Source organism: uncultured Psychroserpens sp., from assembly GCF_947500255.1.
In the GTDB taxonomy this organism is placed as follows: domain Bacteria; phylum Bacteroidota; class Bacteroidia; order Flavobacteriales; family Flavobacteriaceae; genus Psychroserpens.
In genome coordinates this window covers 409,544-425,289 of sequence record NZ_CANMRL010000003.1, presented here as the reverse complement: position 1 = coordinate 425,289, position 15,746 = coordinate 409,544, and the positions used below count along the sequence as shown (strand labels likewise).

General features: G+C 33.9%; 14 protein-coding genes and 1 tRNA gene. 7 read left to right on the top strand and 8 right to left on the bottom strand.

Translation table 11 applies throughout. From position 1 onward, the window contains the following. Nucleotides 1-20 precede the first annotated feature (20 nt). Entirely contained in the window at nucleotides 21-503 is a 483-nt protein-coding gene (locus Q0783_RS11375; protein WP_298895237.1) for a hypothetical protein, read from the top strand. Nucleotides 504-952: 449 nt separating this feature from the next. Here the strand turns inward: Q0783_RS11375 and Q0783_RS11370 are convergent. After that, nucleotides 953-1,037 (bottom strand) — tRNA-Ser (locus Q0783_RS11370). A gap of 175 nt (nucleotides 1,038-1,212) precedes the next feature. Between Q0783_RS11370 and Q0783_RS11365 the strand changes: the two genes are divergently transcribed. From Q0783_RS11365 to Q0783_RS11350, 4 genes are all read left to right on the top strand, one after another. Continuing rightward, nucleotides 1,213-1,842, top strand: a complete 630-nt coding sequence (locus tag Q0783_RS11365; RefSeq protein WP_298895235.1) for an NAD(P)H-dependent oxidoreductase — start codon at nucleotides 1,213-1,215, stop codon at nucleotides 1,840-1,842. A gap of 84 nt (nucleotides 1,843-1,926) precedes the next feature. Beyond that, on the top strand, nucleotides 1,927-2,346 hold the full coding sequence (locus tag Q0783_RS11360; protein ID WP_298759320.1) for a thioredoxin family protein: 420 nt from the start codon (nucleotides 1,927-1,929) through the stop codon (nucleotides 2,344-2,346). A 7-nt stretch (nucleotides 2,347-2,353) separates the two neighbouring features. Then, a complete protein-coding gene (locus tag Q0783_RS11355) occupies nucleotides 2,354-3,547 on the top strand; it encodes a DegT/DnrJ/EryC1/StrS family aminotransferase (RefSeq protein WP_298895233.1) in 1,194 nt (397 codons plus the stop codon). 95 nt (nucleotides 3,548-3,642) lie between these two features. Then, nucleotides 3,643-5,202: a family 16 glycosylhydrolase gene (locus Q0783_RS11350; protein ID WP_298895231.1), complete on the top strand. Its 1,560-nt coding sequence runs from the start codon at nucleotides 3,643-3,645 to the stop codon at nucleotides 5,200-5,202. Here the strand turns inward: Q0783_RS11350 and ribB are convergent. From ribB to Q0783_RS11330, 4 genes are read right to left on the bottom strand one after another with little or no spacing between them, the layout of a single operon-like run. Then, entirely contained in the window at nucleotides 5,199-6,353 is a 1,155-nt protein-coding gene (gene ribB, locus Q0783_RS11345; RefSeq protein WP_298759329.1) for a 3,4-dihydroxy-2-butanone-4-phosphate synthase, read from the bottom strand. The two genes, Q0783_RS11350 and ribB, sit on opposite strands and share 4 nt — an antisense overlap. A 40-nt stretch (nucleotides 6,354-6,393) precedes the next feature. After that, nucleotides 6,394-8,748, bottom strand: coding sequence for an LptF/LptG family permease (locus Q0783_RS11340; RefSeq protein ID WP_298895230.1), 2,355 nt, complete (start codon nucleotides 8,746-8,748; stop codon nucleotides 6,394-6,396). A gap of 15 nt (nucleotides 8,749-8,763) precedes the next feature. After that, nucleotides 8,764-9,405 carry an outer membrane lipoprotein carrier protein LolA gene (locus Q0783_RS11335; RefSeq protein ID WP_298895229.1) on the bottom strand — a complete coding sequence of 214 codons (642 nt, stop codon included), beginning with the start codon at nucleotides 9,403-9,405 and terminating at the stop codon, nucleotides 8,764-8,766. Nucleotides 9,406-9,438: 33 nt separating this feature from the next. Further along, nucleotides 9,439-11,844 (bottom strand): DNA translocase FtsK, encoded by a 2,406-nt coding sequence (locus Q0783_RS11330; protein ID WP_298895228.1) that lies wholly within the window; start codon nucleotides 11,842-11,844, stop codon nucleotides 9,439-9,441. A gap of 118 nt (nucleotides 11,845-11,962) precedes the next feature. Here Q0783_RS11330 and Q0783_RS11325 point away from each other — a divergent pair, with 118 nt between their 5' ends. Then, nucleotides 11,963-12,424: a hypothetical protein gene (locus tag Q0783_RS11325; protein WP_298895226.1), complete on the top strand. Its 462-nt coding sequence runs from the start codon at nucleotides 11,963-11,965 to the stop codon at nucleotides 12,422-12,424. 1 nt (nucleotide 12,425) lies between these two features. Here the strand turns inward: Q0783_RS11325 and Q0783_RS11320 are convergent, their stop codons facing one another. From Q0783_RS11320 to Q0783_RS11310, 3 genes are all read right to left on the bottom strand, one after another. Beyond that, nucleotides 12,426-12,794: a diacylglycerol kinase family protein gene (locus tag Q0783_RS11320; RefSeq protein WP_298895224.1), complete on the bottom strand. Its 369-nt coding sequence runs from the start codon at nucleotides 12,792-12,794 to the stop codon at nucleotides 12,426-12,428. Beyond that, the gene (tpx, locus tag Q0783_RS11315) at nucleotides 12,794-13,294 is read right to left on the bottom strand and encodes a thiol peroxidase (RefSeq protein ID WP_298895222.1); all 501 of its coding nucleotides are present in this window, start codon (nucleotides 13,292-13,294) and stop codon (nucleotides 12,794-12,796) included. The genes Q0783_RS11320 and tpx overlap by 1 nt, the downstream gene beginning before the upstream one ends. A gap of 112 nt (nucleotides 13,295-13,406) precedes the next feature. Further along, nucleotides 13,407-14,261 carry a phosphatase PAP2 family protein gene (locus Q0783_RS11310; protein WP_298895220.1) on the bottom strand — a complete coding sequence of 285 codons (855 nt, stop codon included), beginning with the start codon at nucleotides 14,259-14,261 and terminating at the stop codon, nucleotides 13,407-13,409. A gap of 189 nt (nucleotides 14,262-14,450) precedes the next feature. Between Q0783_RS11310 and Q0783_RS11305 the strand changes: the two genes are divergently transcribed. Further along, nucleotides 14,451-15,734, top strand: coding sequence for an ammonium transporter (locus Q0783_RS11305; RefSeq protein ID WP_298895218.1), 1,284 nt, complete (start codon nucleotides 14,451-14,453; stop codon nucleotides 15,732-15,734). The last annotated feature ends 12 nt before the right edge of the window (nucleotides 15,735-15,746 follow it).

The window sequence follows — 15,746 nt, the reverse complement described above, 5'->3', positions numbered from 1 at the left end:
AACCTTAAACTATAGAAATCATGAAAAAAGGACTTTATTTTGGTGTACTGATACTACTAAGCTTTTCATTAATGTCGTTTAGTTGTTCAGACGATGATGATGGAAACCCAAACGATAATAGTCAGCAAATCGCTCAAATTGAAACTACCGTTGAGTCTGGAACTTGGCGTATAACCAATTTCAATGACTCTGGACAGAATGAAACTTCAGATTTTACAGGTTATGATTTTACTTTTAATTCTGATGGTTCGCTTGTAGCAACAAATGGCTCCACTACAATGACAGGAACCTGGTCTGTAACAGATGATAGCAATAGTAATGATGATAGTAGTAGTGATGATGATATTGATTTTAATATCTTCTTTGCAGTACCAGAAACCAATAATTTTGAAGACCTTAATGACGATTGGGATATTGTATCCACGTCCTCAACTAGAATTGAATTAATCGATATCAGCGGAGGTAATGGTGGTACAGATATGCTGACTTTTGAGAGAAATTAATCAAATTCCCTTTCTATCAGCCCTAATATATTTGATTAATAGCAAGCCGACTATGATTTACATAGTTGGCTTTTTGTTTTAGTCGCTTATGAAAATTAGACGTTCAACATTTATTAAAAACACAAAATCCACAATTTTCATTGTGGGTTTTTTTCGCGGAGAAAGAGGGATTATTTCATGTTCCCTCTTTTAGCATTTTGCAAATGCTAATACTTTAAAAAGAAAAAACCACTCAAGTAAAACTTGGTGGTTTTTTGTTTTCAAACTTAACGCTTGATTGCGGAGAAAGAGGGATTATTGTTATGATCCCAATTGGAAATCTTTGGCAAACATAAAACCCTTACCACGCTTCGCTTGTTAGGTTTTGAGTTTCCTTCCACCTCTTTGAAGTAAACTTCATAGGCTACAGAAAACACAAAACCCACAATTTTCATTGTGGGTTTCTTTTGCGGAGAAAGAGGGATTCGAACCCCCGGAGGTGTGACCCTCAACAGTTTTCAAGACTGCCGCATTCGACCACTCTGCCATTTCTCCAGTATCTCATCAGGTATTCCCTGAATGCGGATGCAAATATAGAACCCTTTTTTATTTCTTTCAAATAAAAATTAGCTTTTTTTAAAGTATTTAATACAACTATAGATTTATTTTATTGTGCAAAGGATGTTTAATGATTATTCTCGTCTTATTTTTGCAGAAATATTTGTAATCAATGACTACTATAGATAAATTGAAATGGCGCTATGCCACAAAAAAGTTTGATCCCAGTAAGATACTTACTGAAGACAAGCTCAATATATTAAAACAAGCTTTTAACTTAACAGCAACCTCTTATGGTTTACAAACGATTAGCTTGGTAATTATTGAAGATGAAGCTGTTAGAGTAGATTTGGTTGAGTACTCTTATCATCAAAAGCAAGTTTTAGAAGCCTCACATTTATTGGTGATTTGTATTCAAGATGATATTTTAGATCAGGATGTTGATGAGCATTTTGATAATGTGAAAGACATTAGATCTACACCAGAAACCATTTTGGAACCGTATCGTAAAGATCTTAAGCAAATGATTCAAAATATGACCGTTAACGAACGTCAGGAATGGTCGACTAAACAGGCCTACATTGCTTTAGGAAATTTAATGACTGTTTGTGCTATTGAAAACATTGATTCTTGTCCAATGGAAGGTTTTAGTCCTACAGATTATGATAGAGTATTGAACTTAAAAGATAAAAATCTTAAATCGGTATTACTTTTACCAGTAGGCTACAGAGCTGACGATGATATGTTTGCAGATTTTAAAAAAGTGAGAAAACAAGTTAATGAAGCAGTTATAGAAATGTAATTAAAAGCTTTTAATGTGTTTTTGATTATGCTATATTTGTTTCAACTTTAATCGCGAAAAGATTCGCACGTATTAAAAATTGCTATGAAAAAAATACTATTTATCTTACTAGTTGCTTTCACAATTCAAGTGTCTGCACAAGATCAATCTAATTGGATCACAAATAACGAAGCCGCTCTTAAACAAGCCGAAACGCAGAACAAGCCTATATTGGTTTTTGTTACTAATAACCAAAAAACAGAAGCTTCTGAGAAATTGAAAGCTAATTTTTTTAATGCTGATACGTTTAAGAAGTTTGCTTCAAAGTCAATTCTACTCAAATTAGATGTTTCAGATAAAAACTCTACAAATGCACGTTTAGGGATTCACTATACGAAACAAAATGGGGCTCCAGGAATTGCACTAATTGATAGTAATGGGAAAACAATTAAAGAACCTCTTGTCGTAGATTTTTCAGTGAAAAAAGTAGAGAAGTTTTTGACTTTGTGGAACGATACCTTATAACTAACACATGCCAGGATTTGAATTATTTGGTGATCTAGAACGTAAAGAGGTTAATGACGTTTTAGACAATGGTGTATTGATGCGCTATGGTTTTGATGGTATGCGAAATGGCCATTGGAAAGCTAAAGCATTAGAAAAAGAATTGTCGACAACATTTAATACGAAACACGTTCAACTCGTTTCTAGTGGAACGGCCGCTGTATCTGTTGCATTGGCATCTGCAGGCGTTGGAGCAGGTGATGAGGTGATCATGCCTACATTTACTTTTGTAGCAAGTTTCGAAGCCATTATGATGCTTGGCGCTATTCCTGTATTAGTTGATATTGATGATACACTCACATTAGACCCTAAAGCCGTTGAAGCTGCTATAACACCTAAAACAAAAGCCGTTATGATGGTGCAAATGTGCGGTAGTATGGGAGATTTAAATGCTGTTCAGACTATTTGTACAAAACACAATCTCATTTTTGTTGAAGACGCCTGCCAAGCTATTGGAGGCACTTACAATGGTAAACCTCTTGGTAGTATTGGAGATCTGGGTTGTTTTTCTTTCGATTTTGTAAAAACAATCACTTGTGGAGAAGGTGGTGCCGTAATCACCAATAATAAAGACTATTATATTAATGCAGATCATTACAGTGATCATGGTCATGACCATGTAGGTAATGATAGAGGCGCAGAAACCCATCCTTTTTTGGGTTATAATTTTAGAATTTCAGAATTAAATGCGGCAGTCGGATTAGCACAGGTAAAACGTTTGCCTGAGTTTATTGCTATTCAGAAAAAAAATTACACAATTCTTCGTGACGCTATTGCTCAAATTCCTGAAGTAACTTTTAGAACAGTACCCAAAGGAGGAGAAGAGAGCTATGCTTTTTTAAACTTCTTTTTACCAGATTTAGAAAGTGCAAGAAAGGTCTCAAAAGCATTTAAAGAGAGTGGCATTGATGTTTGTTTCCATTATTATGATAATAACTGGCATTATGTAAGAAAATGGGAGCATCTTAAAACTCAAAAATCGTTGTTTCCTTTATCTTCGGAAATTAAAAAAGGACTAGAAAATCTTCAATATCAAACATTTGAGCAGTCCGATCACTTTATAGGTCGAAATATCTCGTGTTTGATTAAAATGTCATGGACAGACGATGAAGTCAACCAAAGAGCGTCTAAAATGGTAGATGCTATTAAAGCATCAATTTAGAAGTTTTAACACATTTCTCTACAGTTGTTGTGTTATTGTATAGGCTAAAAATTAGTACTTAGTAGCTACATTTCATAAATTTCAAAAAAAAATCTATGAAGTATTATTACTATGTCGCAGGTCTGTTTTTATGTATGTCTCAGCTGTTGTTCTCGCAACAGATGCCTATAGACTTTTCTGATACAAATGACAATTTTATTGCGTTTGGCAATAGTGGTTTTTCATTTAATACAGATCCACAAGATGGCACTAATGCCGTTGGACAATTTTTTAATGATGGCTCAGAAGCTTCACAAGGGTTTTATATAGACTTGATTCAGCCAATAGATTTAGATGTTCAACAAACTATAAACTTATCATTTTACTCATTTGACCCCAATCAGCATAATATATTACTGAAATTAGAAAATGGTACAAATCCAGATGTTCAAGTTAAAGAAACATTTAATGTGCCTTCACCTTCAAATTGGGTAACGATTACATTTGATTTTTCTAATGCACAGTATAGTTCTGATGGTTCTGCAGTTAATGCTTTAGGAACATATAATAGATTAACAATTTTTATTGATGAAGGAACACTCACTTCTGGAACCTACTTAATAGATGATATCGATGATGGCACCGAACCTGTAGATCCTAACACTTTGGATATTATCTATACAGATTTAGTTTGGTTTGATGAATTTGATGTTAATGGTGCACTAGATTCTAATAAATGGTTTCATCAAACCCAATTACCTGCAGGTGGCAACTGGTTTAATGGAGAGGAGCAACATTATACGAACCGATTAGAAAATTCATTTGTAGACAACGGATTTCTAAATATTGTAGCCATAAAGGAAAATTTTACAGATCAAGGCGAAACGAAAGCATATACTTCGGCGCGACTTAATTCTAAATTTGCGTTTACTTATGGTCGTATTGATGTTCGTGCCAGATTACCATTTGGCGAAGGCACTTGGCCAGCCATTTGGACACTTGGTAAGAATATTAATGAAGCTGGTGCGTATTGGGAAACTCAAGGTTTTGGGAATACGTCATGGCCAGATTGTGGTGAAATTGATGTCATGGAACACGGTTTGCATAGTACAAATGAAGTTAGTACTGCCATACATACACCATCTAGTTTTGGAAATACGGTAAATACTGCGACTCAAATGTTAGCAGATGTCGCCAATGATTTTCATGTATATTCTATGAATTGGTCTCCTAATCAAATTACATTTTTAATTGATGGTGTAGGGTTTTATACGTATAATCCAGCTGTCAAAGATGCAAGTACATGGCCATTTGATGATGATCAATATTTACTCCTCAATATTGCAATGGGTGGAATTTCGGGAATGATTGACCCTAATTTTACGCAAAGTAGTATGGTTATTGATTATGTGAGAGTTTATCAAAACAATTTAAGTGTCGATGATGAAATCGCTAATCAATTTATAGTATCACCCAATCCAGCATCAGACTATATTAACATAGCTTCAAATACTGATGTAGATCGTATTGAAATATATGATGTTTTAGGAAAGTTGATCTTACAAAAAAATGACGATGTAAAACGACTTAATATTTCAGATATCGAATCAGGAATGTATATTTTAAAAATCTATTCTGGAAAGCGTATCGCTTCAAAAAAGATAGTTGTGAATTAATAGGTAACGTAATCTACAATTTCCAAACCATAGCCAATCATACCAACACGTTTAGTTTGCTGACTGTTAGAGATTAGTTTTAGTTTATGGATATTAAGATCGTGTAAGATTTGCGCACCAATTCCGAAATCTTTAGAATCCATTGGAATTCTAGGTGCTTTCACAACTTTACCATCTTCTTGGCTTTCTCTTAGAATACTCAAGCGCTTTAATAGATTCATAGATTGTGCTTGCTGATTGATAAAAATGATGGCACCTTTACCTTCAGTATTAATAACTTTAAACATGTCGTCTAACTTCTCATCGGCATTATTGGTCAAAGTTCCTAAGATGTCATTATTCACAAGTGTAGCATTTACACGCGTTAATACAGGTTCATCCTTTGTCCAAGTGCCTTTAGTTAAAGCAATATGAATTTGGTCATTGGTCGTTTGTTGATATGCTCGTAATCTAAATTGTCCAAAGCGCGTCTCGATGTTGAAATCTTCTTTTTTATCAATTAAAGAATCATGCTCCATGCGATAAGCAACCAAATCTTCAATAGAAATCAGCTTAAGGTCAAATTTTTTGGCAACCTCAATTAATTGAGGAAGTCGAGCCATTGTACCATCTTCATTTAATATTTCTACTAAAATACCAGCAGGTTGAAATCCTGCTAATCGCGCTAAATCTACAGCAGCTTCGGTATGACCAGTACGTCTTAATACACCACCATTTTTGGCTTTCAAAGGAAAAATATGTCCAGGACGGCCTAAGTCATGAGGTTTCGTCGTATCGTCTACGAGCGCTTTTATTGTTTTAGAACGATCATGCACAGAAATACCAGTCGTACAACCATGACCTATAAGATCAACAGATACAGTAAATTGTGTATGATGTAACACAGTATTATTTTGAACCATCATGGTAAGATCAAGTTCTTCACATCTGTCTTCAGTAAGTGGAGCACAAATCAATCCACGACCATGCATAGCCATGAAATTGATCATTTCGGGTGTAACGGCTTCAGCAGCAGCTATAAAATCACCTTCATTCTCTCTGTTTTCATCATCAACTACAATAATTACCTTGCCTTGTTTGATATCTTCAATGGCTTCTTCTATAGTATTCAATTGTATGTTGGTTGTTCGCTGTGCTGTATTCGTTGTCATTGTATGCTATTTATAAATGCAAAGATATGGCTTATTTTTTCTATGCTGAAAAGTCTTTGGCTATTTTATTCCGCCTTAAAACATACACATAAGGATAGACTACAAACCCAATAATGTTCCATAACATATGATTAGAACGGTTTAAGTGGTTTGTCAAATTATATAGTTTACCAAAATTAATGTTAGACAGTACGGCGTAGATAAGAAATAGAACACCAGAAACCATCGCTAATTCTTTTGAAGCTGAAGTAACAGCTACAAGATCACTTGATCTAAAGGCAAAATAGAGTATTAGTAAAGCAATACCAACACAGAAGAATATTAATGCAAATTTCGAATAGATCCTGTAGTCAGAATGCACAGTTTCAAATGCTTCATTATCTACAATTTTAGTTTTACTAGCTTTTACTGGCTTCTTTGCAGACTGCTCTTTTAGGTCTTCGCTAATTCTTTTCTTTTGAAGGAAATAGAATAAGACATACATTGGCACTCCTAACAAGACAAACATGACTGCATTAGAGATGTTCTTTTTACCTAGTTGCTTGTATAGGTTGGAATGATCTATAAAAGATTTTATTAAAGCAAACAAATAAAACACACCTACGACTATACCAGTTATAAGCATAACTTGTCCTATTTGCGGATAGCCATTATTTCTTAATATAGCACCAGGAAGTGTTAGTATGAGTGTGATGATATAGAGAACAAATGCTAGTTTAGAGTTTTCTTCATAGGAATACTTTAATCGTAACGACTCTTCATAACCGTGATCTGTAAGATTACCTCCAAATTTTAATTCTTGTTCTGTGATTCCTCTAGAGTTTAAAATCGAAAGTGCTGAGTTTTTATATTCAATACCATAATCATATTGGCGATAATGTTTAACCACATCTATTAGTTTTTTGTCATTGTAACTGTTGAGCGTAGTATAAGCATCAGAATCTATTGCTAAGAGCGTGGTGTTATAGGTTAGTGTTTTACGTTTAATTCCAAAGAGTCGTTTTAAAGGTTCTAGAAGTCCTTCAGATTCAAATAGAGGCCTGTCATTTGTTGCTCGTCTGGTCAAGTAAATACTCAAAGGAAACATGATAGCAGTTGATAACCACGTGGCTAATACAGGGTTTAACGAATCATCTAATGAACTGTTTTTGGCGAAAATTCCAATGAAGTGATAAGTTAAAAACAGTAAAATAGCAACAACTAATGGTAGTCCAATTCCACCTTTTCTAATTAAGGCGCCCAAAGGTGCTCCAACAAAAAATAATATGATACAGGCTAAACCTAATACATATTTTTCATGAAGTGATTGCACATGTTTATTACGCCATTTCGTATTGACTAAGAAATTTTGCTTATTAGTGCTAATAATCTGCTTTGTACTGTTTATAGTATTGCCTGCTAAATTGAGCAGTTGCATTTTTGTTTTGTCATTAAATAAATTCAAAATGTCACCATTAAAGACAGAATCTTTTTTTGGAGACATATTGTTATTTAAGGTTGGAAAAGACGTTCTATTATACAGTGTGTTCGCGAAATTTTTTAGGCTTTCATCTCGCTTTTGGTATAAACTATCTATCGTATGATTAAGCTCATTAACATCAAGCATGTTATACCTATTCTCGTAACTTTTATCATTAATATCGACGTCATTTAAGCCTTCTAAATCTACATTGATGGTATACTCTTCAAAGAAACTTTTGGCATGAGGTTTCTTTTGTGATTGTCTTGGGTTTCTTGTAAAGATCTCTTCGTAATAATTTCCGTTATATAAGATCAATTGCAATATATTGGAACCTTCACTACTTTTAAGTTCGCCGCTTTCAGAGACGATTACGGTTTTGTTTTTTCCGTTTTTTGCTTTTTTATGAATAACTACATTGGTCAAAAATTGATCATTATCGCCACTTTTATCCTGTACTTTAATGTTGTAATTACCAATTTCATTAAACTGTCCTTTAGTGATTGCTAAAGCAGGTTTTACCTGAGCGATATTCTTTCTAAGGTTATAGACTCTGTAATTAGCCCAGGGAATAACATTATTTGAAAAAATAAAGGTAGTCACACCTAGTAAAACAATAAAAATACTCAAACTTCTCATAGCACGTTGCAATGAGATTCCAGTGGATTTCATTGCAGCGAATTCATAATTTTCGGCAAATTGCCCAAAAACCATAATGGAAACCAATAAGATAGTAAGTGGTAAAATTAAAGGGATAAGTGTAGGAGTAATGTAAAGTAAAAGCTTAAGGATAACGAACGTATCTAGGTCTTTTCCAGCTAAGTCTCCTATATATAACCAGATTGCCTGTAAAACAAAAATGAACATGAGTATAATAAACACGCTCAAAAATGTCTTTAGGTAGGTCTTTAATATATACCTATCTAATATTTTCATAAAATGGTGGTTAACCTAATCTAGCTTATTGATATAATAATCTTTGTACTTACTTTCGTCAAAAGTAAATAAGGTTTTTGAAATCGGTTCGTTCGTTTTAAAAGAATTAACAGTTAAGGTTGTTTTTGTACCGTTTTTACCAACTTCAATAAGTCTGTATATGTGCTTCGTTTTAGCATCAATACCAAGGAATACTTCTTTAATCTCAGAATTTGTATCTATAGGATAAAGCTTTACAAACTGAATTTTTCTTCCTCTAACATCTTGAATAATATCCATAGCATAAGTGTAGCCATCTTTATAAAAGGACAACATCATACTAGGCGTAATCGTATTCTCATCCTCAGAATTATCCGAAGAAATAGTCACCTCTTCATCTTCTGGACTAATGGTATAAAGTTTTTTGCCATCAAATAACCTCGTGATACCTAGAATATTAAGTAAATATTTATCACCTTCCATAACAACGTCACCTCGTGTCTCTTGTTTTATGTTTTCACTTGAATTTTCTAAAACATATTTGAAATCTATTGAGATGTTATTATAAGTATTTACCGTCTCATATACTTCATTGAGTAAGGTTTCTGCTTTTTTTGAATCTTGAGAAAATCCAAAACCTCCAATTAATAATGCTAGTACTACAAGTATCTGTTTCATGGTCTAATGTATTTTTGCTTTCGCTAAATCTTTTTATGTTTCGTTTGTTAATAATTCATCTAGAGCTACTAAATCAGGAACTAAAACCTGTCGTGCTTTACTACCTTCAAAACCACCAACAATTCCTGCAGCTTCTAATTGGTCTATGAGGCGTCCGGCTCTATTGTAACCTAATTTTAGTTTCCGTTGTAGTAAAGATGCTGAACCTTGTTGTGCTGTCACAATGATTTCAGCAGCTTCTCTAAATAGTTTATCTCTATCCTCAATATTATTATCAAGACTTGTGCCACTTTCTTCACCAACATATTCTGGAAGCAAATGTGCTTCTGGATATGCTTTTTGTCCGCCAATAAATTCAGTGATTCTTTCTACTTCAGGCGTGTCAACAAATGCACATTGGATACGTGTTATATCATTTCCTTGGGTATATAACATATCACCACGACCAATTAATTGATCTGCTCCAGAACCATCCAAAATTGTACGTGAATCTATTTTAGAAGTCACTCTAAAGGCAATACGTGCAGGGAAATTGGCTTTAATAATACCAGTGATTACATTTACCGATGGACGTTGTGTAGCAATAATTAAGTGAATCCCTATGGCACGAGCCAGTTGCGCTAAACGAGCAATAGGTGTTTCGACTTCTTTTCCAGCGGTCATAATTAAATCTGCAAATTCATCAACAACCAATACGATGTAAGGTAGAAATTGATGACCATCATTAGGATTTAGTTTTCGTGCTTTAAACTTGGTATTGTATTCTTTAATGTTACGACACATGGCATTTTTGAGCATCTCGTAACGGTTATCCATCTCAATACAAAGCGAATTTAATGTGTTGATTACTTTCGTGTTATCTGTAATAATAGCATCTTCACTATCTGGTAGTTTTGCTAAATAATGGCGTTCAATCTTATTGAATAGTGTTAATTCAACTTTTTTAGGATCAACCAAAACGAACTTAACTTCAGCAGGATGCTTTTTGTACAATAGTGAGGTCAATACGGCATTTAATCCAACAGATTTACCTTGACCTGTGGCTCCAGCCATTAACATGTGAGGCATTTTGGCCAAATCGACCACAAATGTTTCGTTACTAATGGTTTTACCGAAGGCAATTGGTAGCTCCATTTCAGATTTTTGAAATTTCTGAGACGCAATAACAGAGCGCATAGAAACAATGGTTGCATTTTTATTTGGTACTTCAATACCAATAGTACCTTTTCCTGGAATAGGAGCAATGATACGTATTCCGAGTGCAGAAAGGGATAAGGCTATATCGTCTTCTAGGTTTTTAATTTTTGAAATTCTAACGCCTGCCTCTGGAACAATTTCATATAAGGTAACCGTCGGACCGATAGTCGCTTTAATACTCGCAATACCAATTTTATAGTTATTGAGTGTTTCTACGATTCGGTTTTTGTTTTCCTCAAGTTCCTCTTGATTTATGGTAATGCCTTCAGTATCATATTTCTTCAAAAGATCTAATGGAGGAAACTGAAATTTGCTCAATTCTAATGTAGGATCAAACTGACCAAAATCTTCAACAAGCTTATCAGAAAGATTATCGGTTTCAGAAACTTCTTCTTCTACCGTTTCAATTTGTATATCTAATTCGGTGTCTTTCTTATCTTCTACTTTAGCTTCAGTCTTTAATTGAGGTTCGAGTTCTTTTCTTAGCTCAGGCTCAGGCTTTGTAGTTTTGTCTTTGGAAGGTTTAGTATCTTCAACTGTAAGTTCAAAAGCAGATTTGATATCTTCAGCTTCAGCAGATAAATCATTATCTACAGCGAACGTTTGCTCATTATCAGTTGTGTTTAATTCTTTTTCGATATCGCTTTTTGCACGTTTGAATAAATTTACAAACGACTCACCATTAATACCAAAACGAATTGCTAAATAGGAGATAAGCACAAAAACCAGTAGTAGAGCAGTTCCAATTTTCCCAATGTAATCTTGAAAAAAAGAATTCATTTCAAAGCCTACTGTACCTCCAAGGGTATCGTATTTATGAGAGAAAAAACCAAAAAATATAGATAGCCACACCACGATGAGTGTTCCCCAAACCCAATGACGTCTCAGACGTGCCTTGTTAATATCTAATGTGATATAAATACCAGATAAAAAGATCAATCCAGAAAAAATGAATGAAGCGATCCCAAATCCTTTATTAATGAATAAATCACTAACCCAAGCTCCTAATTTATTAAGCCAGTTAGAGGCTTCAACATTTCTAGAAGCAATTTCAGTAAGCGTGCTTTGGTCTGCTTTTCCAGTAAAGAAAAAAGATAAAAACGCTATAAACATTAAAACACCAAGAATAATCAATAAACTACCAAAAATCAATTTTTGCTGACTTGATAGCTTTAAACTTGGTTTTTTAAATTTAGGTTTGGTTTTAGCTTTGCTTTTAGTCTTGGTTTTTTTCTTCGCCATTGAAGGGTTATTAGTTAAAACAAAAATACAAATTACTAACGTTAAACCTAGAGAGATGTTTTAAATTTGACGCAACCTTTTTTGAAACCTCGCATCTTATAGATATAACTATTAAATTATGAGAAAGTTTATACTGAGTTTTATTATCGTTTTTTCGTTTGTTCTGGTTAGTTCTTGCTCAAGTGATGATGAGTGTTCTCCTGTAATTCTGGAGATTACGAGTCTTGAAGCCGAGTATTCTTGTATCAATACACCTTATCAAATGGATATAGACCTTACAGAAGAGTTTATTATCATTAGATCCCAATTTGTATTTGATAATTTAGTGACCGGAAGTTGTATGCCTCAAATTGATTTTGTTGCCTATGATCTCCTCATAGGTAAAAAAGCACTTACAAGTGGTATTGATAGCATTGATTATGATGGTCTTGTAAAAAATTGCGATAACGGTCAGTTTAGTCTCACCGTTACATTTGTGAAGAATGCAACAACAGAGGCTCCCAATTTAACCTATCATGCATTAGTGCCAAAGTTAGATGCCAACGATATTATAAATGTGAGTATAGTTACTATTAATTAATTTAGAAGATCTTAGGAAGATAAATAACTAAGGCAGCTACAGCAGCAGAAATAGCAGCAATAAATACAGCTCCAGCTGCAATATCTTTTATTTTACCAATAGTTTCATGTCTATCTGGGTGAATAAAATCTGAGATATATTCAATAGCGGTATTCATGCCTTCAAGGCTCATCACTAAACCGATAAATGCAATTTGAAAGAGCCATTCCGTTCTAGAAATATCAAAGTAGAATCCTGCAATAGTTACTGCTATGGCACAGAACACTTGAATTTTTATACTTGACTCTGTTTTGATTAGATAAACAGCACCTTTAAAAGCATAACCAATACTTTTAAGTCTGTTAATTAAAAAAGATTCTTTATTTGACATTATTTCAAAGCTTCTAAAGCCGCTTTGTAATTAGGTTCGTCAGCAATCTCTGGAACTTGCTCTGTATAAGTTACAGTACCTTGCGAATCAACTACAATAACGCATCTGGATAAAAGCGCTTCAAAAGCACCATCCGTAAAGTCTAGCCCGTAAGATTTTCCAAAGTCACCCGTTCTAAAGTCTGATAAACTCACAACATTATCTAAGCCTTCAGCACCACAAAAACGTGCCATAGCAAAAGGAAGGTCTTTAGAGATACATAGTACTTTTGTATTATCTAAATTACTCGCTTCTTTATTGAACTCTCTTATAGATTGTGCACAAGTTCCAGTATCAACACTAGGAAAAACATTCAATACCAATTTATGCCCAGCATAATCATTTAAAGATTTGGAAGATAGATCGGTTGCCGTTAATTTGAAATCAGGAGCTTTTGATCCAACGTTTGGTAATGTTCCCGATGTATGTACTGTATCTCCACCTAATGTAACTGTAGCCATTTTTTTTGTTTTTTAATGAATGTTAAAATTAAGGATTATTTCAATCTTAGTTGCAAGGTCTGAATAATATTTTGCAATAGTTTAACAGATAAACTATATCGTGTTGAACAGTCTAAAATGTGCCAATAATTCCAATTTTGTTTGGACTAAAACTCAAGTTCCAAGAAATTTGTTTTTTCTTCTTAGGATACTCATAGGCATCTTCTTTAAATAGAAAGTTATCAATGCAATCTACCACAATAACACTAATAGCAGCACTCATAGCAATATCGGTAATCCAATGTGAATTATCAATCATTCGAGATATTGGCGGAATTGATCCAACTGTATAAATCCCAATTTTCACCCAAGTATTATCAAATTGCTTGGCGATAGAATGTGCCATTGTAACAGATAAAATGGTATGACCAGATGGAAATGAACGAAACTCAGCATCATTTGCATAAGGTTTAAAAGTGAGGTGGCCCGAACCAGAACTTGGCCTGGCTCTACCAAATGCATTTTTACTAATGGTTTGAATTAATCCAGTAGTTATAGACGATGAAATAATTAATACACTAGTTTTTCTAATTTTCTCGTTTTTGGTTAATAATCCGAAACCATATAAACCAGCATTCGCCATAAAGTAATTTTGCGGACTCCCAAAATACCAGCCAAAATCTCTAACAACTTTTGGAAAGTCTTCTTTTTGATTTTGAAAGAAATCACGCATTGGTCTATCGGCAAGTGTTAGTGTCGCAGTTCCAGCAACAAGAATTCCTAATTTAGCAAAGTCTTTACCTTTCCAATGGAGTGGTCGTGTTAATGAATGACCTACACTTTTGTAGGTGTATTTAAAATCATACTTTGCTAATTGCCAAATTGATAAAGAATCTTGATGATGTGTGCTGTCAAAAGGTTGTGCAGATGATATATTACTGCAAAGAGAAAAAAACGCAGTAAATAGAATTAAAAATCGAATTTTCAAATTATTAGTGTTTTGAGAGAATATTCATATTGTTTCACAAATCTAATGAATGATTTTTATAATATAAATTATCATACTGATAAAAATCAATAGACATTTTTGTCAAAATCATAAATCTTCCTGCTATCAGTAGTTTATTAGATTATTTTCTGAACACGTTTTCTACATTTGAATATCAAAACTAAAATTATGGGTAAAAAGTTAAATTTCATCGTGTTAACAGTGCTAGTCATTTTGGCTTTGCTATGTGGTACAGAGTATCAAATTTTGGAAAATGAAGCTAATATTGATTCGGGCGATACAGCTTGGATGATTGTTGCTTCTGCTTTAGTGTTTTTAATGACACCTGGGCTGGCGTTTTTTTACGGTGGTATGGTTAACAAAAAGAGCGTCATTTCTACCATGCTCCAAAGTTTTGTTGCTCTAGGTGTGATAAGCATTTTATGGGTTATAGTGGGTTTTAGTTTGGCTTTTGGTGATAGCTTTTATGGTATTATAGGAAATCCTATGACCTTCTTTTGTTTTAATGATGTTTCGGTGTCTCCAAATCCTAATTTTGCTGGATCAATTCCTTTTTTACTGTTTGCGTTATTTCAATTGAAATTTGCAATCATCACACCAGCTTTGATTACGGGTAGCTTTGCAGAACGGATACGTTTTAGGAGTTATATTTTATTCATGGTTTTGTTTTCGATTTTTATTTATTCACCATTGGCTCATATGACATGGCATCCCGATGGTTTATTGAGAAATTGGGATGTACTTGATTTTGCAGGAGGAACTGTCGTTCATATGTCCGCAGGCTTTGCAGCCTTAGCAGCAGCTCTTTATTTAGGTAAACGCAGAATAAAGATTGAAAAACCTGCAAATATTCCGTTTGTAATTCTAGGCACTGGTTTATTGTGGTTTGGTTGGTTCGGATTTAATTCAGGATCGGCTTTAGGAGCAAATACCGATGCGGTGATTGCATTTGCCAATACTAATATTGCATCAGCAACAAGTATGATTACTTGGTTGTTTTTTGAACGATTTTATAATAGAAAAATGTCCTCGTTAGGCGCATGCATTGGAGCTATAGTTGGACTTGTAGCGATCACACCAGCAGCAGGATTCGTCACTATTGGTCACAGTATTTTTATTGGTTTTATAGCTGCTTTGGTGAGTAATATAGCGATTCAATTAAATAAGAAATCTAAAATTGATGATACTTTAGAGGTTTTTCCAAGTCATGGTGTAGGAGGTATAATAGGTATGATTCTTACTGGTGTTTTAGCAAAAGACGTTGGTCTTATTTATGGAGAATACACAACATTTACGCATCATCTCATTGCGTTAATAGCTGTAGCTCTATTTACATTTTTTGGAAGTCTATTACTATTAAAAATTGTTGATTTAGCCTTACCATTGCGCGTAAGAGAGGATCAAGAACTTAGAGGGTTAGATCTTTCTCAGCATGGAGAAAATATTGAATAATTCGCAATTAAG